The organism is Leptospira broomii serovar Hurstbridge str. 5399 (genome assembly GCF_000243715.2).
Taxonomy (GTDB): Bacteria; Spirochaetota; Leptospiria; order Leptospirales; family Leptospiraceae; genus Leptospira_B; species Leptospira_B broomii.
In genome coordinates, this window is record NZ_AHMO02000011.1 from 292,877 (window position 1) to 313,786 (window position 20,910).

General features: G+C 44.2%; 17 protein-coding genes and 2 tRNA genes. 2 read left to right on the forward strand and 17 right to left on the reverse strand.

The features are described from left to right. Positions 1-25 precede the first annotated feature (25 nt). Genes ggt through LEP1GSC050_RS18745 form a run of 5 tightly spaced genes read right to left on the reverse strand, consistent with a single transcriptional unit; the run spans position 26 to position 6,134 of the window. A complete protein-coding gene (gene ggt, locus LEP1GSC050_RS18725; RefSeq protein WP_010569886.1) occupies positions 26-1,789 on the reverse strand; it encodes a gamma-glutamyltransferase in 1,764 nt (587 codons plus the stop codon). A gap of 2 nt (positions 1,790-1,791) precedes the next feature. Next, positions 1,792-4,041 (reverse strand): ATP-dependent Clp protease ATP-binding subunit ClpA, encoded by a 2,250-nt coding sequence (clpA, locus tag LEP1GSC050_RS18730; RefSeq protein ID WP_010569887.1) that lies wholly within the window; start codon positions 4,039-4,041, stop codon positions 1,792-1,794. Next, positions 4,038-4,373: an ATP-dependent Clp protease adapter ClpS gene (clpS, locus tag LEP1GSC050_RS18735; RefSeq protein ID WP_010569888.1), complete on the reverse strand. Its 336-nt coding sequence runs from the start codon at positions 4,371-4,373 to the stop codon at positions 4,038-4,040. The genes clpA and clpS overlap by 4 nt, the downstream gene beginning before the upstream one ends. After that, entirely contained in the window at positions 4,370-5,542 is a 1,173-nt protein-coding gene (locus LEP1GSC050_RS18740; RefSeq protein WP_010569889.1) for a GNAT family N-acetyltransferase, read from the reverse strand. Before LEP1GSC050_RS18740 ends, clpS begins: the two co-directional genes overlap by 4 nt. A 7-nt stretch (positions 5,543-5,549) precedes the next feature. Continuing rightward, the gene (locus tag LEP1GSC050_RS18745; RefSeq protein WP_010569890.1) at positions 5,550-6,134 is read right to left on the reverse strand and encodes an RNA polymerase sigma factor; all 585 of its coding nucleotides are present in this window, start codon (positions 6,132-6,134) and stop codon (positions 5,550-5,552) included. A 127-nt stretch (positions 6,135-6,261) separates the two neighbouring features. On the opposite strand from LEP1GSC050_RS18745, the gene LEP1GSC050_RS18750 reads away from it, so the two are divergent. Further along, entirely contained in the window at positions 6,262-6,894 is a 633-nt protein-coding gene (locus LEP1GSC050_RS18750; RefSeq protein WP_010569891.1) for an NrsF family protein, read from the forward strand. Between the two features lie 4 nt (positions 6,895-6,898). Here LEP1GSC050_RS18750 and LEP1GSC050_RS18755 read toward each other — a convergent pair whose 3' ends face one another. From LEP1GSC050_RS18755 to LEP1GSC050_RS18795, 9 genes are all read right to left on the reverse strand, one after another. Beyond that, complete coding sequence (locus LEP1GSC050_RS18755; RefSeq protein WP_010569892.1) at positions 6,899-8,782, reverse strand: AAA domain-containing protein; 1,884 nt, start codon at positions 8,780-8,782, stop codon at positions 6,899-6,901. A gap of 6 nt (positions 8,783-8,788) precedes the next feature. Further along, positions 8,789-9,790 carry a PLP-dependent cysteine synthase family protein gene (locus tag LEP1GSC050_RS18760; RefSeq protein ID WP_010569893.1) on the reverse strand — a complete coding sequence of 334 codons (1,002 nt, stop codon included), beginning with the start codon at positions 9,788-9,790 and terminating at the stop codon, positions 8,789-8,791. A 44-nt stretch (positions 9,791-9,834) separates the two neighbouring features. Next, complete coding sequence (gene leuD, locus LEP1GSC050_RS18765) at positions 9,835-10,461, reverse strand: 3-isopropylmalate dehydratase small subunit (RefSeq protein ID WP_010569894.1); 627 nt, start codon at positions 10,459-10,461, stop codon at positions 9,835-9,837. A gap of 10 nt (positions 10,462-10,471) precedes the next feature. Further along, positions 10,472-11,869, reverse strand: coding sequence for a 3-isopropylmalate dehydratase large subunit (gene leuC, locus LEP1GSC050_RS18770; protein ID WP_020987915.1), 1,398 nt, complete (start codon positions 11,867-11,869; stop codon positions 10,472-10,474). A 179-nt stretch (positions 11,870-12,048) separates the two neighbouring features. Then, entirely contained in the window at positions 12,049-13,497 is a 1,449-nt protein-coding gene (locus LEP1GSC050_RS18775; protein WP_010569896.1) for an FHA domain-containing protein, read from the reverse strand. A 4-nt stretch (positions 13,498-13,501) separates the two neighbouring features. After that, entirely contained in the window at positions 13,502-14,299 is a 798-nt protein-coding gene (locus tag LEP1GSC050_RS18780; protein ID WP_010569897.1) for an ATP-binding cassette domain-containing protein, read from the reverse strand. 9 nt (positions 14,300-14,308) lie between these two features. After that, positions 14,309-14,896 carry a D-sedoheptulose 7-phosphate isomerase gene (locus tag LEP1GSC050_RS18785; protein ID WP_010569898.1) on the reverse strand — a complete coding sequence of 196 codons (588 nt, stop codon included), beginning with the start codon at positions 14,894-14,896 and terminating at the stop codon, positions 14,309-14,311. Between the two features lie 2 nt (positions 14,897-14,898). Next, entirely contained in the window at positions 14,899-15,678 is a 780-nt protein-coding gene (locus LEP1GSC050_RS18790; RefSeq protein ID WP_020987875.1) for an LBBP_01157 family protein, read from the reverse strand. Position 15,679: 1 nt separating this feature from the next. Continuing rightward, the gene (locus tag LEP1GSC050_RS18795; RefSeq protein WP_010569900.1) at positions 15,680-16,573 is read right to left on the reverse strand and encodes a glycosyltransferase family 2 protein; all 894 of its coding nucleotides are present in this window, start codon (positions 16,571-16,573) and stop codon (positions 15,680-15,682) included. A gap of 126 nt (positions 16,574-16,699) precedes the next feature. On the opposite strand from LEP1GSC050_RS18795, the gene LEP1GSC050_RS18800 reads away from it, so the two are divergent. Then, entirely contained in the window at positions 16,700-18,691 is a 1,992-nt protein-coding gene (locus LEP1GSC050_RS18800; protein ID WP_010569901.1) for an O-antigen ligase family protein, read from the forward strand. 137 nt (positions 18,692-18,828) lie between these two features. Here the strand turns inward: LEP1GSC050_RS18800 and LEP1GSC050_RS18805 are convergent. The 3 genes from LEP1GSC050_RS18805 to guaA all read right to left on the reverse strand — a co-directional run bounded on the left by LEP1GSC050_RS18805 (position 18,829) and on the right by guaA (position 20,890). Next, positions 18,829-18,915: transfer RNA gene (locus LEP1GSC050_RS18805), tRNA-Leu, on the reverse strand. 32 nt (positions 18,916-18,947) lie between these two features. After that, a tRNA-Cys gene (locus LEP1GSC050_RS18810) sits at positions 18,948-19,018 on the reverse strand. 57 nt (positions 19,019-19,075) lie between these two features. Further along, positions 19,076-20,890 (reverse strand): glutamine-hydrolyzing GMP synthase, encoded by a 1,815-nt coding sequence (gene guaA / locus LEP1GSC050_RS18815; RefSeq protein WP_010569902.1) that lies wholly within the window; start codon positions 20,888-20,890, stop codon positions 19,076-19,078. Positions 20,891-20,910 lie beyond the last annotated feature (20 nt).

Sequence of the window (20,910 nt, forward strand, 5' to 3'; positions counted from 1 at the left end):
TTTTTGTAAAAAATATTCATAGGACTTACTCTCCCATGGGAACTCCGTCCCCCCTCGGATCAGCGGCACCGTACAGTACGCCCTTCTCTCGCTTAACCGAAAATAATTTCGCAAAATTAGGACCGACCCGAATCTCATGCTTTTTAGACTTAAGCTGATTGGAGACGGCTGTATCCATTGCAGCGCCCTCCATATATAAAGCATCCGGAAAAAATTGATGGTGAATTCTCGCCTTGGCAACGGATTCATATAAAGTCAGTTGAAAGTCGAGATTGAACAAAAGAGATTGTAAAACCGCATTCACAATATAAGAACCCCCCGGAGCACCGGTTACTAGGAAAGTTTCACCCTCTTTCATCACGATCGTAGGCGACATCGAACTTAAAGGTGTTTTACCCGGACGAATCGAATTCGCTTCGGCTCCAATCAATCCGTAAACGTTCGGTTCACCCGGCGATCTACTGAAGTCATCCATAGTGTCGTTTAATACGAATCCATAACTGTCTAAAATGACTGCGGCTCCAAATCGATAATTTACCGATTGTGTCGTGGAGACCGCATTTCCTTCGGAATCGACGACTGAAATATGAGTCGTCTGCGGAGATTCAGTTCTCAAATTTAAACGATTCAAATAGTCGGAGCTCGGCGTCGAAAATCCCGGTTTAAAATCGGAAATTTTCGCCAATGCATATTCGGGCGAAAGTAAGAGGGCTATCGGAACATTCGTGTAATTCGGATCACCGCCTATAACAGCTCTATCCGCGTATCCTCTTCGCATGACTTCCGCTAAAAAATGATAATAGTCCGCCTTGGAAGACTTATACAATTCCTTCAATTTCTTTGTTTCCAGCATCCGCAACATGGTCAGCATATGAACCCCGGAAGACGGCGGAACCATGGTGCGTATTTTGTATCCTCTGTATTCGATCTCCAAAGGAGTCGATTCTCTGACTTTATAGGCAGCCAAATCGGTTTCAAAAACCATCCCTCCTTGCTCCCTCATTAGTCTTCCCAGGCTTTGCGCGATTCGACCGTTATAAAATTCTCGTTCTCCGGTTTCTGCGATGATTCTCAACGTTTTCGCAAGGTCTTGCTGAATCAATATATCTCCGACATTCGGTATTTTACCTTTCGGAAGAAATATATCCCTCATTCCGAGGCTCATATCATCGGAAGATTCCTGAATCGCTTCCTGTAAATTCTCATAAATCGGAAATCCTTCTTCGGCCAAGCGAATCGCCGGCGCCATAACTTCTTGTAAGGATAATTTTCCGAATTGCTTCTGAACTTTTACCAATCCTGCAACAGTCCCTGGAACACCTACGGATCGATATCCTAATAACGAATCTTCTTTAGGTTTTTCCTTGTACATGTCTCGAGATGCGGAGCTTGGAGCTCGTTCCCTAAAATCGAAGGCGTATGTTTTTCTATCCCGCGAGTTATGTAATAGTAAAAATCCCCCGCCTCCTATCCCGGTCGATTGGGGACGAGTCACGGAAACTGCAAAAGAGGCAGCTATAGCTACGTCTACCGCATTACCGCCTTTTTTATAAATTTCTAAACCTGCACGAGATGCCTCTATCGAATCGGTAGAAATCATAACATTCTTCGATTCCGCATAGAGTTGCTTGGCTGAGATGCCGGACTTCGTTGCGACTAACCCCTCCGTCGAAATCCGACGTCCTTCGATCGTAAGATAATTATCCTTACAAGAAGCGACTATGTTTAGAAGAACGAAAAGGAGAAGAATCGATTTTTGGGAAACTATGCCACCTTTATTTTGAATCATAGTCACTTAATCATTGGCTCGTGTGGAGAAAACGTCAAAGTCAACTCGTTATCTACTTCACGAAGTAAGACGCGTCCGCCGCTTCGAAGTTCACCGAACAATATCTCTTCCGAAAGCTTTTTAGAGATATTCGAATCGATCCACCGCTGTACGGGTCTCGCACCGAATAACGGGTCATACGCTTTCCTAGCAATAAACAGGAGAACTTCGTCTTGGTATTCTAGAGAGATCCGTTTTTCCTTTAATCGATCCTCTAAAAGCTCCAACTGTTTGCGAACGACTCGAGAAACGACATCTTCTTCGAGCGATGAAAATTCTATGATTGCCGTTAGACGATTCCTAAATTCCGGAGAAAAATGTCTCTCGATCGCTTTTAGGCCGCGATCAAGTAAAGCCGTATTCTCGAACCCTAACGGATTCGCCGCACGTTCCCTAGCTCCGGTATTCGTCGTCATAATCAAGATCACTTGTTTGAAATCCGCCTTTCTACCGTTGTTATCGGTTAAGGTAGCGTGATCCATAATTTGTAGAAGAATATTATAAATATCTTCATGAGCCTTTTCTATTTCGTCCAAGAGTAGGACGCAATGAGGAGTCCGAACGATTGCATCCGTCAATTGCCCCCCTTGCTCGAAGCCGACATAGCCCGGCGGAGATCCGATCAAACGGGATACCGTATGTTTTTCCATGTATTCGCTCATATCGAACCGAATAAATTCCACGCCTAAAATCGATGCCAATTGTTTGGAAAGTTCGGTCTTCCCAACGCCTGTAGGTCCTGCAAATAGGAAGGAGCCGACCGGTCTGCCCGGTTCCGACAAACCGCTTCGTGATAAGCGAATTGCTTGAACGATTTCCTGAACGGCTTTGTCTTGCCCGTAGATCCGCTTCTTGAGTTCTACATCCAGTTCTTTGAGTTTGTCTCTGTCGTCGGCCTTTACGGTACGAGTCGGAACTTTTGCAATCTTGGAAACTAGATCCTCGACGTCCTTAACGGTAACGGTTTTGCTCTTTGCCGAAGATCGAATCTTTACTTTGGCACCGGCTTCATCGATGAGATCTATAGCTTTATCGGGAAGTTTTCGATCCAGAATATACCGATCCGCCAATCGAGCAGCCTCTTCGACTGCTTGAGAGGAATACTTCACCGCATGAAATTCCTCGTATTTAGGCAGAAGCCCTTTTAAAATTCGAATGGTTTCGTCCACGCTCGGTTCGTTGACTTCCACTTTTTGAAACCTACGGGAAAGTGCGTGATCTTTTTCAAAGATAGCTTTGTATTCTTTGTAAGTAGTCGTCCCGATACACCTTAATTCTCCGTTTGCCAAGGCAGGCTTAAGCAAATTCGAAGCGTCTAAGGAGCCGCCGGAAACTGCGCCTGCTCCGATTATCGTATGAATTTCATCCACAAAGAGAACATGATTCGGATCCGCAGTTACCGACTGTACGACATTCTTTAATCTCTCTTCGAACTCTCCTCGAAATTTGGTTCCTGCGAGCAGTAATCCCATGTCCAACGAAAAAATCCGCGTTTGCTTTAGCGATTCCGGGACTTTTCCGGCAACAATACTTAACGCCAATCCTTCAACAATTGCAGTTTTACCTACACCCGCATCCCCCACAAATATCGGATTGTTTTTTCTGCGTCTTGCAAGAATATGAATCGTTCTATCGATCTCTTCCGACCTCCCCACTAGAGGATCTAATTTTCCAAGTCTAGCCTTCTCGGTTAAGTCCACGCAAAAATCTTTTAACGGATCGCCCGACTCCGGTTTCGTGGCATCCTCCAGACCTTCGGGAGTAACCTTCTTTCCATCCTTACGAATTCCATGAGAAATATAACGAACTACATCGAATCTGGAAATATCTTGCCGAGAGAGAAAGAAAACCGCATGGGATTGATCTTCGCGAAATAGCGAGGCAAGAACGTAACCGCCGTCTAACTTCTTCTTCTGCGTGGATTGGACGTGAAACGCAGCCAACTGAAGTACCCTCTGTGCACCTATCGTATATTCCGGTTCGATTTCCCCGAACGTTTCCGGAACCGATTCCATTTCAGTGTCTAGATATTCACGCAATTCATTGCGCAATGCTTCCAAATCGGCTCCACAGGCAAGAAGGACCTCCTGACCGATCGGATCGTACGTGAGCGCTAGAAGCATATGTTCTAGAGTAATATACTCATTTCTCCGTTTTACCGCTTCGATTCGAGCTTGGTTTAGACTTCTCTCTAGATCTTCGGATAGGGTCATGGTTCCTCCTCTCCCTCTTCAATTTCCATATGGCATTGAAGTGGGTGGCCGTGTTGTTCAGCAAGTTTATGTGTTTCAGCTACCTTGGTCTTGGCCACGTCGTGAGAATAGACTCCGCAGAGCGCCTTCCCGGTCGTATGGGCTTGAAGCATAATTCTTTCGCTTTCTACCGCGGTACGATAGAATACCACGCGTAAAATCCAAACTACAAACTCCATCGGAGTATAATCGTCGTTTAGAATAACCACCCTATATTTAGGCGGCTTCTTTAATTTGAGCTTCTCCTTTGTTAGGACTTGCTCTTCCGTATCGAAACGATAGACCTCGCTCATTTCGCTTCCCTGTCGGACATTCCGGGAACTTCCTTTAAAGGCGAATGTTCGTTCGTCTCCTGGATCATTTCCTGCATATGCATTCTTTCGTTTTCCAAGAATCGTTCAATCGCATTTCGAGCTCCCGAATGGAAAATAAAATGCGAACTGTATGTGGGAACTGCAGGAAAGCCTCTCAAAAATTTTTGTTCCCCTTGAGCCCCTGCCTCGAAGGTCTTGATTCCTTTACGAATTGAATATTCGATCGGTGCATAATAACAACATTCAAAATGTAAAAAAGGATAATGTCCCTTCGAGCCCCAATACCGCCCATAGAATTTATTTCCTTTCCGGAGATTCAATGTACCTCCGATCGTCTCTCCGTCTTTTTCGGCGAGAATCAAAACTATCTTATCTCTAAATGTCTGCCAGGCTTCACGGAAAAAAGCTAGATTCAAATAAGGCGACCCCCATTTCCGGGAATAAGTATCCGTATAGAACCGAAACATTGAATCCATATGGGCTTTAGAAATCGAATCCCCTTCAATGACGTTGATTTGAATTCCGGATTCACGAATGTTTTCCCTCTCCTTTCGAATCTGCATCCTTTTCTTGGATCGGAATTCGCTTAAGAAAGAAGCGAAATCTGAATAATCCCTATTTTGCCAATGATATTGATGGGTTATACGAGTTGCAAAACCTCTCTTAGATAGTTCGATCGCCTCGTCTTCTTCCAAAAATAGAAAATGAATACTCGAGAGATTCTCTTCTTTCGAAGTGCGTAATAACTCCGGTATTAGGACATCAAGAGACTGGACTACGGAAACTCCTTCTCTACGAAGAATTCGTCGTCCGGTTACCGGAGTAAACGGATACGCAACCAACCCTTTAGGATAATATTCTAGATCGTTTTGGGCGAAAAAATTTGCCCATGCGTGATCGAATATATATTCTCCATAAGAATCGTATTTTAGAAAAAAAGGAAGTGCTGAATGCAAACCTTCGGAATCTTCCGCAATTACGTATTTCGGTTGCCAGGATGTGCGATCACCGACGCAAGAAGTCGATTCCAAGGCCGCATAAAATTCATAATCGGAAAACGGATTATTCGGATCACTGATTCTCGCCCAATCCTGAACGGAAAGGCCTCGAATAGAGTCGATGGATCTTGCTTTGGGAGAATAGGACATGCCCTACTTACTTGGACGTCCCAGGACCGGTTTGGGATCCCTCTTCTCCCGAAAAAACTTTGCGAATTTTTTGAACAGACCTATGTACAATCACCTTTACGTTCGATTCGGAAAGGCCGGTTTTTTCGGAAATCTCCCGGATACTATACCCGTGAATTTTTGCCATCTTTAGAATTTCCCTTTGCCTCTCATCCAAGACGGAGAGCCAGGTTTCGATTCCCTCCGCAAGCATCCAAGCTTCTTCTTTTTCGGGATTCTGTATTTGAGCGAAATCTTCCATTTCCGCCAGAATCGTTCGATCTCTTTTCTTTGACTTTCGAAGGTGATCGATCGTCTTATATCTAGCTATAGAAAAAAGCCAAGGCGCAAAAGGTCGATCCGGGCGATACGAATTCCTAGCTTTATGAATGCCTATCAGAATTTCCTGAAGCAAATCTTCTCGATCGTCAATATGAGAGATTCTAGAAACTAAAAAGGCCCTAAGAATATCCCGAACTTGCCTAAGAAGAAGCTCGTATTCCCGGGAATCGCCTTCTTGCGATTTCTTCATCCTAGTCGCAAGAGTTTCCCAAATTTTCGCTTTTTCAGACATGTAACTTTATTCCAGGTAGAAACGAATCTTAGTTTGAACGACCGAAAGAACATTTCGACTGGATTTTAAGGATTGTCCAATCTTTCTTGTTCTAAAGCGGAAAAACAAAAAGGGGGGAAGTGGAACAATGTCTTTGTCAAACGATTCCGATAGATCCGAGAAACTGATTCTTTCATTGGGGACAGATTTGAAACCGACTCATCCTCTCAGGCCGGGGATCATGTTTTTGGTCTGGGCCTCCTTATTAGCGTTGGCAATCCCTTTGGGTCAAGGAACCGCCTTGTTTCTGTCTCGTAATGCCTTCCCTGGATGGTGGCCGGAACCGGCGCTATTTATCATTTGGGGATTATCTTCCGCCTATTTACTTTCTAAAGTAGCCTTTCCGGAAGAAGCTTCCTCTCATCTGATTTGGTTACCTATTTTAGCTCTGGCACTTTGGTTAGGACTTTCATCAGCAAAATTTATAGATGAAATTCATACAACGCATTCTACTCATATTGGATTATGCTCCCTTAATTTGGCAGCATTTTCACTCGCCTTAGGAGGATTGGCGACATTCTGGATTCGTAAGATGATTCCCGGAAATCCTCTAATTGCCGCCTTGGGTATCTTGAGTTTTTTATTGGCTAGTTCCAATTTAGCGCTGAAATTTATTTGCCCAGATCAGAGCGGATTCCATATCCTTTTTTCTCACGGAGTTGCTTCGATTTTCTGGATTGCAATTTCCGTACTGCCGTTACGCGGTAAATTGCGCTGGTAGAGAATTATTCTAAAAACTCCCATGCGGTTCTGACTTCGCCGCAGGATTCGGCTTCTTGAATCAAATCTTGAAAAAACTCCTGCTCCCCGAGTGTTGAACCGTCTCCGATTAAAACCAGCAATCGCTTAGCTCTCGTCATACCGACGTTCCAGCGACGCTCTTCGGAGAGGAAGCCGATATTTCCTTCCGAGTTGGATCGAACTAAGCTGAAGATGACCCCTTTTTTCTCTCTTCCTTGAAACGAATCTACCGTCTCAATTTCGATCTTTTCGACATCGATCGGTAATTCCTTTCTTAGAATCTCTTCCAGTAAAAATCTTTGATACCGATAAGGAGAAATTAACACTAAATCTTCCGGCGACCAACCCGACTCTAAAATGCGTTTGAGAATGGTAATGGTAAATTCTGCTTCCCAACGATTGCCAAGACTTGCATCGAATAATTCTTCTCCGGAATCGGTACCAGAGGTATCAATAAATACGAAACTAGAGTCGAAGAGAGGAGTCTCGGATGGGAACGGATTCGTCGATCGTTCTTCCTCAGGAATTCCGGAAACAAGTCGACCCGCATAAAATCTTCGATTCGGAAAGGATTGAATCGGGTCCGTCATCCTATACTGAGTATCCAACAAATATACCCTACCGACAGAATTCATACGATCCAGTAAACGTTCCATTAGCGGAATTTTTAATAAAGGATCTTCCGACAGTACGGTGGGCGGTAATTGTCTAGGATCTCCAGCAATTACGATCCTTTCCGCCCGAAGAATCGGGATCCAGGAAGCGGGTTCAGTCGCCTGACTTCCCTCGTCCAATACAGCATAATCAAAATTTAATTTATCTAATAAGGAGGAGGATGCTCCGGTATGCGTACAAACAATAACGGGATGAGATTCTAACAGATATCTGACTAGAACTTTTTGCCTCTCCTTGATTCCCTTTCTAAGTTCCTTAGCTTCCTGATAGAGTCTCCTTCTCTCCTCAGCTTCCTCCCTGCCGAAGGTTCTCTTGTATTTCCCGGCCTTTTTTAATAATTCACCGATTTCCCTTTTATCTCGTTCTATCAGTTTGAAATCAGGGTGTCGATTTAAGTTAGCATCCAACGAAACGCTTAAAACGGATTCGCTCATTCTTGCTGGATGCCCGATCCTAAGGGCAGAAACCCCCATTCTTCCGAGGGATTCTGCGAGAAGGTCCGTAGCCGCATTCGTGGGAGCGGATACGAGAACTTTCTTGCCGCGGTCCACTAAGATGCGTATCGCTTCCGTGATCGTCTTGGTTTTTCCAGTGCCCGGCGGACCGTGAAGCAGAATCAGATCTTCCGTCTGTAAAATAGCGGAAATGGCTCTTCTTTGAGAATCGTTCAATTCCGGCGAAATACCAAATTCCTCCGCAAAATTAGGAAATTTTAATTCGATTTCACCCAGAAATAAATCCGCGAAAAACTTGGTTCTCGTACCGCGTTCCGCGTGAATGATTTTATGGAGAGCTCGATCCCATTCTTTATAACTGGTTTCATCCGGAAGGATTTCCAATCCGAGCTTCCCTTCTTCCAACCAATCCGGAACTTCTTCCAGGGAAAGAATATAGGAATCATCCGAGCATTTTAATAAAACCGAGGTAAGCTCTTCCGATTCCTTGAAGAGTCGAACTGGCCCTCCGGTTCGGAACGCTTCCGGTACCCCTCTTGCCTTAGTAGGACGGAGATGTACTCTCCAATTCCCCTCCGGCCCAACTTCAGAATCTTCGAATACGATAGGGTAAATGCAAATCCCGGACGAGATTCTGCTACCGATATCCTCGTTTGCAAGCTCTTCCTTATAGCGCGCGATTTCCGCTTCGCGTTCCTTTCGCAAGGACTCTCGCAAGTCCTCATAACGAGAACTCATGTATTTCTACAATCGATCCGGAGATAAGACGACAATTCTATACGGAGGCACCTTTTGATCATCCCTGGTAGGCAGACTTTCCGCATAATGTATCGCTGAAGCGAGAGTGGTCCCAGTTGTCAAGCCGGCAAAAACGCCTTCTCTTTGGTATAACTCCGACTGATATCTCAATGCTTCCTCTCGATCCACACCGATATATTGATCTGTGACTTTCGGATCGAAGGATTCGGGTAATCGGATTGAGTTGTCACCTTGTACCATTCTGCGAATAAAACGAGAATTTTTGCTAACCCCCATGATTACCCGTAAAGTCGGTTTCTTTGCCTTTAGAAAACGACCTACTCCGGAAAGTGTTCCTCCCGAACCTCCTCCGGCAACGAAGGCGTCCACATTACCACCCAAATCTCTCCAAATCTCAGGACCGGTAAAAAGAAAATGCGCGTTAGTATTCGCCATGTCTTTGAACTCGTTCAGTATGACGCTTCCTTTCTCAGGACCTTTTACTTCTTTAGCTTTTTCTAATAGAAGATCGTCCCAATTGCCCTTAGCGAGCTGGACGACTTCCACCTGGGATCCATACGCTTTTAGTTCTTTTATTTTTTCCTGATCCGTGTCCGGTGCCAAAAAGATCTTAAATTTGTATTGCCGAATCGTGGAAATCCAGGCCAAGGATATGGCGGTCGTATTGTATCCGGCCTGGAAAATCGTTCCGCCCGGTTTCAATTCACCTCTTCTCTCCGCCGAAAGTACCATTGAAAGCGCGGTTCTATCCTTTACGCTTCCGGTCGGATTACAAAATTCCGCTTTTAGATAAATTTCAACGTTCGGAATATGCGATCCGATCTGATTCAATCGAATTAACGGGGTGTTGCCGATCATCTGAAGCACATTTTCTTTGATCGGTTTGGCTACGCTGAGCTCCCTACCGAAAATACCCTGAACGTTATTCAGAGCACCGAGAAGACTATTGCCGAACTCGTCAATAGAACGTGAAATTTCGTCAAACATGATCTTCTCCTGGTTTCATCGTAAATCGATCTTTCAGCGCGGGTTTATTTCTTTGAAGAATACAACCATGGAACCTCGTTACGATTCCGATCTTCGAATTGTTGAATTTTCGCTTCGTGCTGCAAAGTGAGTCCGATATCGTCTAAACCGTTAAATAGGCAGTATTTTCGAAATGAGTCTACTTCAAAAGTATAAACTTTCCCGGACGGACTGATGACATTTTGCTTGTCCAAGTCGATTTTCACTCTCGCACCGGGAGTCCTTTCTACAGCTTGAAAGATTTCTTCCACTTCCTCCGATTTTAAAACGACGGGTAAAATACCGTTCTTGAAACAGTTATTATAAAAAATGTCCGCATACGAAGGCGCGATGATAGCTCGAAAGCCGAAATCTTCAAGAGCCCAAGGAGCGTGCTCTCTAGAAGATCCGCATCCGAAATTATCGCGAGTTATAAGGACCGATGCATTCTTATAACGTTCCTGATTCAGAGTAAATTCCGGGTTAGGCTTGGTGCCTGCATCGTCCAAGTATCTCCAATCGTGAAACAGATGTATACCGAATCCCGTGCGTTCGATTTTCCGTAAAAACTGCTTGGGAATAATTTGATCCGTGTCTATATTCGGGCGATCAATAAGAACGGCAATGCCGTCGTGGTTCGTAAATGCCTTCATTTAAATTCCTCTAATTCCAAGTGCGAATATCAACAAAACGGCCTTCGATAGCGGCGGCGGCGGCCATTGCAGGTCCGACTAGATGAGTTCGCCCCCCCTTCCCTTGCCGGCCCTCGAAATTTCGATTCGAGGTAGAAGCACAGCGATCACCCGGATCCAATACGTCGTCGTTCATTGCTAAACACATCGAGCACCCTGGTTGTCTCCATTCGAAGCCTGCTTCCACAAAAACCTTATCCAGACCCTCTTGCTCCGCTTGACGCTTCACTCTTCCCGAACCCGGAACCACTATGGCCTGGACTTTCGGAGAGACTTTTTTTCCTTTTACAGTACTTGCGGCAATCCGTAGATCTTCAATCCTAGAATTTGTGCATGAACCGATAAAGACCTTGTTTACGGTGACGTCTTGTATCTTCTGACCGGGAAGTAAGTCCATATATTTCAAGGCGGATTCGATGCTGACTTTTTCAATAGGGTCCGAGGCGTCCTTCGGATTCGGGACAACCCCCGTAACGGGAACCACTTGTCCGGGTGAAGTTCCCCAAGTAACTTGCGGAGCGATATCGTCCGCCTTTAAGACAACGGACACGTCGAACTTTGCGCCTTCATCGGTTACGTATCTCTTCCAACGCTGTAGAGCGAGATCCCACTCTTTCCCTTTAGGTGAGAAGTCTTTGTCCTTTAAATAATTAAAGGTAATTTCGTCGGGAGCAATTAGACCGGCACGGGCTCCGGCCTCGATCGACATATTGCAAATCGTCATTCTTGCTTCCATGCTAAGCGCGGAAATTGCCGAACCGCGATATTCGATCACATACCCTGTCGCTCCGCCGGTTCCAATTTTTCCGATGACGGCAAGGATTATGTCTTTGGCGGTTACATGTGGAGAAAGTTTTCCATCCACTCGAATCTCCATAGTCTTTGCACGACGTTGCAAAAGAGTCTGCGTCGCCAAGACATGCTCCACTTCCGATGTTCCGATTCCAAAGGCAAGTGCTCCGAACGCACCATGCGTCGATGTATGCGAATCTCCGCAAACGATGGTCATTCCTGGATGCGTAAGCCCCATTTCAGGTGCGATTACATGAATGATGCCTTGGTCCGGATGATTGATATCGTAAAGTGTGATTCCGTTCTCTTCGCAGTTTTTCATTAAAGTCCGCATTTGAGTCGCGGAAACCGGATCTGCCGAATCTATATTACGGATCCGCGTGGATACATTATGATCCATGGTTGCGAAAGTGGCATTCGGACGCCGAACCTTTCTACCGGTCAGGCGAAGTCCTTCAAATGCTTGAGGGCTGGTAACCTCGTGAATTAAATGTCGATCGATATAGATCAGATAAGAGTCCCCATCTAATTCGCCGACTAAGTGGTCTTCCCAGATTTTTTCAAACATCGTTTTCATGTTATGACTGATCCCCCCAAGGGATAAAATAGGATAAGATATTAATTAGACTCCCAGGCCGGAAACGGAGGAAGTGCTGGAGTTCCCCAAACTAGAGGAGCTGTCCTTCCCATGCTAAAAAAACGGGGTTTTTCGTAAAGAAGGAACTGATATGGATTAGAAACGGGAAAAACTTAGAACTACTTTCCACGAAATACAAGGAGCGCTTTTCCGATACCAATCTCGTCAAAATCGTACAGTATCCTGGGACGCAGAACTTTTTTACCGTTTAAGAATGTTCCCGATTCGGAAACCAGATCGTATAATACATAACGATTTCTAACGCGTCGAATTCGAGCATGACTTCCACCGACACCTTGTTCATACAAGACCAAATCGGCCAATTCCGAATTTCCGATCGTAGTTTCGCTTTTTAATAAGGAATATTGTTTACCGGGATTCCGCCCCTCTTTTAAAATCAGAGTTGCCTTTTCATACACTTCGCCATCTTCGAATTCCTTCACTGCGACCGGAGTTAATCGCTCGGTTTGAATCCGGTTTTCTTCTGAATATAATAGCTGGTATTGGTCCCCGTACATTTTCCGATATGCATCTTGTTCATCATCGATAGCATGCAGTCTCTCTTCGGCGACTGAGTTGGATGCGTTCCCCGCCGATTTTTCGTTTCTTCTTAAAACGACTAAAAACGCCACCATAGTTAAAACCAATAGGAAGCCTATCGTTGGAAGAAATACTCCCGGGTGGAGTAGAAAGAGAAGAGTCCGAATCGTCCAGGGTAGTTTATATTCGTACAAAAGCTTTCCGGCATTTTGAGTTTCCACCTCGACTCGAACTCTATCTTCGTCTCCCAAATGCCAGTCGTCCCTGAACGGAGACTCGTATTTTATACTCCAGGGTTTTTTGCGAAAAAACTCGAGATTAGTAAGAACCTGACTTAGTGAATCGGATCGGTTGATGGAATAAAAAGAACCGCCATATCGTTCCGCTAAATAGCCGGATCCTTCCGATGCCACCCCGAGAACGTTCAGCGGTATATCTTTTAAATAAGCGCCTCGCCGTGCATCTGGAGATGGTAGAAATTCATTATCGAAAAACAATAATAAGATATAGTCTTGTCTTCCGATATGCGCCGAAATTTTTTGAAACACATAATCTAAATTCGAGGGCGTATTATTATTCGTTTTACCACCCGGAAGTTTCGCTTCCTTAGTCGCCTCGGCTTTACTTAAATCCAACTTGGGCAAAAAGACATCGTCGGTAAAAAATGCAAAGCTGAATCGATCTTCTTCTCCAGCGGCATCCACGATCCGCTTTAGGATTTCGGTTCCCTGAACATTTGAGTCGAAGGAATTCGACATCTGGACAATCAAATGAATATGAATCGGCCTTGTTCCTTCAGGCTGGATAATTTCCGGTCTATCTACTCGTCTTACTTGAGAAGCCTTCTGTTCGCGAATAAAAAGGATCTCTCGATTTAGCGAAGATCTCTGATTCTCCTTCACTTTTAACTCTACGTTCGGGTACGAGGAGATATTGATCTCTTCTAAAACGAATCCGATTCTTTCCGCAAAAACGCTTTGAGCTAATAGCGATGATAAAATAAGACTAATCTGTAGGATTGTCTGCATGAATCTAAGCAGTGTACGGGAGGGATGAGTCGATTTCAAACAGTTTTCTCGCGTATTCCGATTTAGGTGACCAGAGGCGATTTTCACGAATCAGCGTCTCTGCAATTCTCCCGCCTTTCAGTACCGTTATAATATCGGCAAAATCGGTAACGGAACCGAGATCATGGCTGATGAAAACCAAGCTTCTATTGTTTTCGCGCACAAGTTTAGTAAGCAATGTTAAAATTCCGACACCGGTAATGGGATCCAAGGCGGAAGTCGGTTCGTCCGCAAGAATCAACTCGGCGCCGGAATAAACCGATAGCAATACTAGAATACGTTGCTTTTCTCCGCCCGAAAGCTGATGAGGATAAGATAACCAAGCGGATTCCGGATCGGACAAACCGACGCTTCGAAAGAGCTGTATGCAAGCTTCCCGACTAGAATATTTAGGATTTATGAGCGAAAAATACTCCAGTAATTGTGAAGCTACCGTTCGATATGGATGAAATCCCGATCCGGAACTTTGAGGAATTAAACTGATCCGTCTCCCGCGAAAGTCAGCCCATTTTATGGATGAGGAATTGGAATCAAAGATTTCGCCGAATAATCGGAACGAGTTCCATGTCGTAAGAAGAGTTTCGTTTAATAACCCGAGAAGAAAATGAACTAACGTAGTTTTCCCGCTACCGGACTCTCCGATCACTACCCGAATTTCTCCGGACCGGACGCAAAAATCAATATCGTTAAGTAAGTATATCTCTTCGGATCGGACTTTGAGCCCGGAAATTTGGACGATTTCGTCCGTTCCTGAAGAAAGCAAATCGAAATCCTATTCCATTTTAAAGAGTTCATATTCCACAATCGAACAAATAATATGACCGATTAAAATATGAGATTCCTGTATACGCGCAGTCTCTTTACTTGGAACGATTAAATCAAAGTCGCTCATATTTTTCATTTTTCCCCCATCTCCGCCTAAAAATCCGATCGTTTTCAAACTTAAAGATTTTGCCTTTTCGACTGCGGCAATCACGTTCTTGGAATTTCCACTGGTAGAAATTCCTACGAGTAAATCGCCCTTCTTACCGAAAGCGGCAACTTGTCTAGAAAAAATTTCTTCATACCCGTAGTCGTTTCCGCAAGCCGTTAAGACGGCGGAATCGGCCGATAAAGAGAGCGCGGGCAGCGCTTTTCGCTCGTTACCGGATTTATACCTGACTACAAGTTCCGCGGCAATATGCGAAGCATCACAGGACGATCCGCCGTTTCCGCAAAATAAGACCGTATTCCCTTTTTGCAGAACTTCGGCTACGATTTGTCCCGCCTTTACGATATCCGGCAAAAGCTTATCTAGGATTGCTTGCTTTGTCGAGATAGAAGCTTCAATTTGTCTTGCGGCTATTTCTTTCAGATCCATATTCATTTCTCTCTTTTGGACCGAATTCGAACCAAAACGGATTCCAATTCCTTCTTAGCTAAATCAAATTCATATAAAGATACGTTCTCCGAATGAGGAGAATTTCTATTTCCGCTTACGTTCAAAAAATAAAGTTCCTTAGAAACCATTTCTCGAACTCGCTCTGCCGAATTTTTGTGGAAGAATTCCTCGAACTCTTTCCCAAGAAAAATCAAAAGCACGGCAAGAACGTTCGGTCTAAGATTGATAATTACCTGCTGGCTCCAGATCGGTTCCCAGTCCAGGATTTCCTTCCAGGAATCCGAAGATTTTTTTAGTTCCGGATCTTCCTGAAGAACTGTCCAAGATTCTTCTTCCCAGTTCGGTTCCTGAATTCCCGACAGGATCCCTTTTAAGTTTTTTTGATCGGAGGATATAAGTCGATTCAACTCGGCTTCGGTCAAAAAAATAACTCCAGTAACTTTTCCATTTTGCTCGGTCAAATAATTTCCCGTCGCTAAGACCAGAGAATACTCCCTCCCGGATTTTTCCTTTCCTTCCAGGCGAAAGAGATGTCGATTATTCTTTGTAAGCTTTAGGTTGGGCGATTCAAAAATAAGCCCACTGGCTTTCTTTCTAGTGAGAAAAAATCGGTCTACTTTTTCCCGCAAATCCTTCAATTCCCATGTATAACCGCGACTCTCCCGAACTGACGGTTCTTCACGCTCGGTTTCAGCACGATCCGATTTTCGCCAGAAAAGAAGCCTATTCCAAAAGGAGGAGCTTTTCTTTTTTTTTGCCATTTTAGCCTTCGTAATCTTCCCGAAGATTGGAAGGTCTCTGAATCAGCTTCTTCCCCAATTCGTAGATTTTTGCTTCTTTCAGGAAAGTCGAATACGCGGAAGAAATCGCTATCGTAAATCCGGGAAATCCGTCCAAAATACCTAGTTTAAAAAAATAAATTTCGAGAAACTTTCCGAAAGGTTTGTATATCGTCCGAAGCAAAGAAAAACGTCTTCCCTTTCTCGACCTTGTCCAAGCCACAATCGATGAAAATTTATTGATTGTGTCCACTTGCTGGGCCAGATCCCTAAAACTGTAATGAAGGATATCCCCCGTTGTTTTGATTCCTTTACCTTCGACTACGAGATAGTCATGAGGATTTTCGCCCGCCCATCTAGCTTTGGATTTTCGGAAAATCCTGAATTTCGTCTGCGGATACCATCCCGAAAAACGAATAAATCTTCCCATATGGAACGTAAGCCTAGCGGTTTTAAGCCCGTCCAGAGACCCATCGTCGGGCAGATTTAGAAAATTCCTAAGAGATTGTTTCAATTCTTCGCTGAGTCTTTCATCAGCATCCAACGATAATATCCATTCATTCTTACATAATGAGATGGCATCGTTTTTTTGTTGTACATGTCCTCTGAATTTTTGGGAAAAAAATTTAACTTCCGGAAAAGACCTACAAATTTCTTCAGTTTTGTCCGTACTATTGGAATCTAGAATAACTATTTCTTCGGCAATGTCTCGACAAGAACGAATACAATCCGCAATATTTCTTTCTTCGTTATATGTGATAACGACCACGGATAACTTTTTTGCAAAGCGTTGGACCGAGGAAGAGGTTACGCTCGAAATAGATCCTTTCTTTTTTTTATGGGTGCTTTTAGAGGATTCTAACGATTTTTCAGACATGGATATAAGGATCAAATTCTATCTGAGAATTCGATCGGGATTCCAGGATAAGAGCTTTTCTTTCCTTGTCAGCGGTTTTTTATGGAAATCCGACAGGAATAACCGACGGTTTTTCCTGTCACTTTTATGCAAGTACCGATTTCTCAGAACCGACATTTAGGATTTCAGCACCTATTCTCTGTCGCTGAGCGTGCGTCTTTCTATTCCTTCCTTCTTTTTTTATTGGCATTTCCCTTATCAGTTTCAATCTCTCAAGTTTTTGCCGGGTTATCCATCTTTTCCTTTCTACTTTCGGGACCACATAGCCGGCAAAAAGTTCGACCATTTTTACTTCCCTGGTGCTTCGTACTAATTGCCTATTTTCTGGTTTTCTTATCCTCATTGGTTCACGTAGGAGAATATTCTCATTTTTGGAGAAGCTTTACGAGAGAATCGGAGGCCGGAGACTTTTGGTTAAGTTTCTTATTTCCGATTGGAGCAGTCCACGCCTCTAACAAAGCTAATGCGAAACTCTTGAGCGGCTTCTTGTGGTCTTCCCTTGCGTTGCTTTTGGTATCGGGACTCGTTTCTATTTTTAGTGAATATCGTTTAGGTAAATTTATTTCTAACGGATTTCAAAACGCACCCGGCGATCGTAGACAACATCCGGCCGGCCTTCTTTTTGGAATACAGACTTATCTACCGATAGGTTTGATGAACACCCATTTAACCTACGGAGGACTCCTCTCTCTTTTCCTGCCCGGGATCTTCGCGAAATTTTGGGAATCCTTGAGAAACCGGTCTCTTTCGCGATTTCTACTTTTTAGCGGAGTACTTTTAGTTTCTTCCTGGGTATTTTTATTGAACCAAAGCAAATCAGCTTGGTTGGGCGTAGTCTTCGTTTGCGTCTTTATTTTACTACGATCTATTTTAGAAACGAAATATCGTTTAACGGGAAAGCTTCTTTTAAAAGGACTCCTTGCCGGCATTCTTTTGATAGCGATATTAGGAACCGGAGCCAAATTCTTATACGAACAGAATTGGCTTTTGCAGAGAACCATCTCCCAAGCACTGCAGGTGCAAACCCCGGAAAATCAAAGATACTGGATTTATAAAAATAGCCTCCCACTTTTACAACTGACTCCTTTTTTAGGAGTCGGCGGCGGCAAATTCAAAACTTCGCATAGGAAAATTTCGGAGAAAACGATTTCCGAGCAGGAGCAGCTTTGGTACGAATTGGAGATCACACCGAATGCTCATGCACATAATGATCTACTCCAATTTGCCATCATAGGTGGATGGGCGAGTGCTGCGTTTCTTGTTTTGTTTTTCTTTTTCCTATTTCGTAGAATCGGTATCTTTAATTCCGATGAAAAAGCTCCTTCCTTAATCGGTGTCGGGTCTCTATGGGTGGCCGGGTTCTTTCAATGTTATTTATTGGATGACGAAGTCGTACTTCCGTTTTATGCATTAGCAGGAATTCTATTCGGACAACAAAAGGGAACCTCCCTAGCGTCCGTAAAATTTACCGGAATCATGTTGGCGATCCCGTTTCTATTGAATCTAGTTTTCTGGATATTTCGGCTCCAAACACCGACCGAGTTGGCATATTCGAGACAAGTCAAGTCGGTCGATCCGGTCTATGCTAAACAATTAGAAGACAGGATTTTACCGTTTCGTACAGCAGTCAACGAACGAGCGAATCGATTAGAAAAGATCATTACCGTTCCAAGCACCTCGGGAAATACTTCCGCTCAAATTGAAGGATGCCTAACTCACCGATTTCCAAATCCTCCTGCCCTTCGAAAGGAGCCATATCAAATCGGAATCTATATCCGACCGAATGCTTTCAATCCTCCAAAAGAAATGAAGATAACTATAATCGGTCGAGAGTCCTTTGACGAAGATCAACTTTATTGGTCTCACTCACAAAGCGATCTAGCGACTGAAACGATAAAATTAACGTCAGGGTGGAATACGTTTATTTGGAAGGAAACTTCCAAGCTAGAACCTTCTCCGCGATTTCCGGAAGGGGTTTTCTTTCGAGACTTTAAGATTAATTGGCTAGGTTACGATCTTTCAAAACCGATGGATTTGCCCGCTTTAGATTTCGGTGATCTATGTGATTTTAAGCAGTAAATTGATTTTGCCGTCGGGCACAAACCGAAAGAAAAACTTACGTTCCAGAGGTTTAAGAAAATCCAACTGCTTCGAAAAGCTTTTTCTCCGATTCCAATAGAATCTTTCGCTACTCGCCGCTAGTTGAATTTTCAAAATGGTACCTGGAGCGGGACTTGAACCCGCACGAGCGTGAACTCACAGGATTTTAAGTCCTGGGTGTCTACCGATTCCACCATCCAGGCAAGAGAACTAGGCGTTTTGTTCCCAAGCAGCCAGGCGTCGCCCGGATTCGAACCGGGGATCAAGCTTTTGCAGAGCCATGCCTTACCACTTGGCCACGACGCCGTTATGAGGTATGTTTTCGTCAAGGGGCCAGGTGTCAATAGAAATCTACGAACTAGGCTATTCCCACTCGATCGTTCCCGGCGGCTTGTTCGTTAAGTCAAAGAACACATAGCGAATCTTCGAAATTGAAAGAAGACTTCTTTCTAAATCTCGTAAAACTTCCGGTTGGAACGGAAAGAAACTCGCAGTCATAGCTTCTTGAGAGTTGACCGGTCGCAGAACTATACTTCTTTCTTCCGGAGAATTACCGATAGGAAGTAAAACTACCGGCATTTGCCAGATGTCTCCGTAAATTTTCCTTTCTTGTAAAACGCTTTCGACCGTCGCATCCGCTTCTCTTAATATGTCCGAATTTTCTTGGTCTAAGTCGAGACGCTGAAACGGAAAATCTAAATCCTTTACGGAGGATTTACTCGGAGCCACTAAGAGGACTACACGATTCACTGAAGAACTCCGGTTCGTAATATAGGTAGAAATTTTGTTCCAATCCTCCCAATTTTTATCCCCCGAAAGGACGGCACAATGCGCGTAGGATCGTCGATCCCCCTTAACCCCGACGGAGGCAACCGGGAGAAGTTTTCCGTTAACTCCCGGGAATTCCTTTAGAATAGTCTCCAGTTCTTTCTGAACTAGTTCGCTTGTATCTTGCTTTTGAGAGATCATTCTTACGACTAAACCGGGGCCAGGAAAAGGATGGCGGAGGGTCCATTGCTTCGGAAGTCCGAGATAGGTACCAAGTTCGCGGACCTCGTCTTTATATAGATCCTTAATCGGTTCGACTACTTTACCCTCTTCCATTAATTTCTGAATCGCTTCGACTCGATTATGGTGTGTCTTAATCGTATGCGAATGTTTTGTTCCGCCGCTTTCAATCGTATCCGGGTAGATTGTTCCTTGGCCCAGCAACCATTCGTCGGAATTCAGACCCAGCTCTTTCGCACAATCTTCTTGGGCCTGCAGGAATAAGTTACCGACGATTTTCCTTTTTTCTTCCGGGTCGGTTTTTCCTTTTAAATTGGAATAAAATAGATTCGAAGCGTCGTAAACGTGGAGATGAATACCCTGGGGAGCTAAATTTTCCTCAAGGTGCTTAACTTCGTCCTTTCGCATAAACCCTGTGTCGATCAAAACTCCTTTGACCCTATCCTTTCCCAATGCCTTGGTAAGCAACAGATAGGAAACAGTGGAATCGACTCCGCCCGAAACGAGTAAAAATACCTTTTTATCCGGCGGAACCGTTTTACGTAATTCTTCTTCTTTTAAGGAAAGATACTGCGTTAGATCCCAGGTATCTTCAGCTCCGCATATCCGGATGAAATTTTTTAAGAGTTCGTTGCCTTTTTGGGTATGAGTTACTTCGGGATGAAATTGAATTCCGAATTTCTTTGCTGAGATATTCTCCACGACTGCAAATTTGCAATCTACAGAAGAAGCCGTGACTTGAAATCCTTTCGGTAAGTGAACGACTTCGTCGCCGTGGCTCATCCAAACCACTTCTCCGCCCGTATATCCTTTCAGGAGCTCCGAACCGTCTTTAGTATCCAAGTCTAAGGATGCCTGACCGTATTCCGCAATACCCGCCTTTTTTACTTCTCCCCCCAAGAGCTTCATCATCAATTGATGACCGTAACAAATTCCTAAAACAGGAATACCTAAATCGAAGACTCGAGCAGATATCGCAGGAGACCCTTCCTCGTAAACGCTTTCCGGTCCTCCGGAAAGAATTAATCCGGCAAGTCCTCGGTACGTATCCTCGGATTCCTCATTGGAAAGAATTTCGGAATAAGCTCCCAATCTTCGGATCCTGGAAGCGATTAAATGAGCGTATTGACCGCCAAAATCGACGACGCCTATGACTTTACGTTGGTTCATTGCGAGAGAGTTCCGATATC

Bases quoted from the DNA above. Each gene is read 5' to 3' on its own strand.
- ggt (WP_010569886.1), bottom strand. From the start codon at position 1,789: ATGATTCAAAATAAAGGTGGCATAGTTTCCCAAAAATCGATTCTTCTC.
- clpA (WP_010569887.1), bottom strand. From the start codon at position 4,041: ATGACCCTATCCGAAGATCTAGAGAGAAGTCTAAACCAAGCTCGAATC.
- clpS (WP_010569888.1), bottom strand. From the start codon at position 4,373: ATGAGCGAGGTCTATCGTTTCGATACGGAAGAGCAAGTCCTAACAAAG.
- LEP1GSC050_RS18740 (WP_010569889.1), bottom strand. From the start codon at position 5,542: ATGTCCTATTCTCCCAAAGCAAGATCCATCGACTCTATTCGAGGCCTT.
- LEP1GSC050_RS18745 (WP_010569890.1), bottom strand. From the start codon at position 6,134: ATGTCTGAAAAAGCGAAAATTTGGGAAACTCTTGCGACTAGGATGAAG.
- LEP1GSC050_RS18750 (WP_010569891.1), top strand. From the start codon at position 6,262: ATGTCTTTGTCAAACGATTCCGATAGATCCGAGAAACTGATTCTTTCA.
- LEP1GSC050_RS18755 (WP_010569892.1), bottom strand. From the start codon at position 8,782: ATGAGTTCTCGTTATGAGGACTTGCGAGAGTCCTTGCGAAAGGAACGC.
- LEP1GSC050_RS18760 (WP_010569893.1), bottom strand. From the start codon at position 9,790: ATGTTTGACGAAATTTCACGTTCTATTGACGAGTTCGGCAATAGTCTT.
- leuD (WP_010569894.1), bottom strand. From the start codon at position 10,461: ATGAAGGCATTTACGAACCACGACGGCATTGCCGTTCTTATTGATCGC.
- leuC (WP_020987915.1), bottom strand. From the start codon at position 11,869: ATGAAAACGATGTTTGAAAAAATCTGGGAAGACCACTTAGTCGGCGAA.
- LEP1GSC050_RS18775 (WP_010569896.1), bottom strand. From the start codon at position 13,497: ATGCAGACAATCCTACAGATTAGTCTTATTTTATCATCGCTATTAGCT.
- LEP1GSC050_RS18785 (WP_010569898.1), bottom strand. From the start codon at position 14,896: ATGGATCTGAAAGAAATAGCCGCAAGACAAATTGAAGCTTCTATCTCG.
- LEP1GSC050_RS18790 (WP_020987875.1), bottom strand. From the start codon at position 15,678: ATGGCAAAAAAAAAGAAAAGCTCCTCCTTTTGGAATAGGCTTCTTTTC.
- LEP1GSC050_RS18795 (WP_010569900.1), bottom strand. From the start codon at position 16,573: ATGTCTGAAAAATCGTTAGAATCCTCTAAAAGCACCCATAAAAAAAAG.
- LEP1GSC050_RS18800 (WP_010569901.1), top strand. From the start codon at position 16,700: ATGCAAGTACCGATTTCTCAGAACCGACATTTAGGATTTCAGCACCTA.
- guaA (WP_010569902.1), bottom strand. From the start codon at position 20,890: ATGAACCAACGTAAAGTCATAGGCGTCGTCGATTTTGGCGGTCAATAC.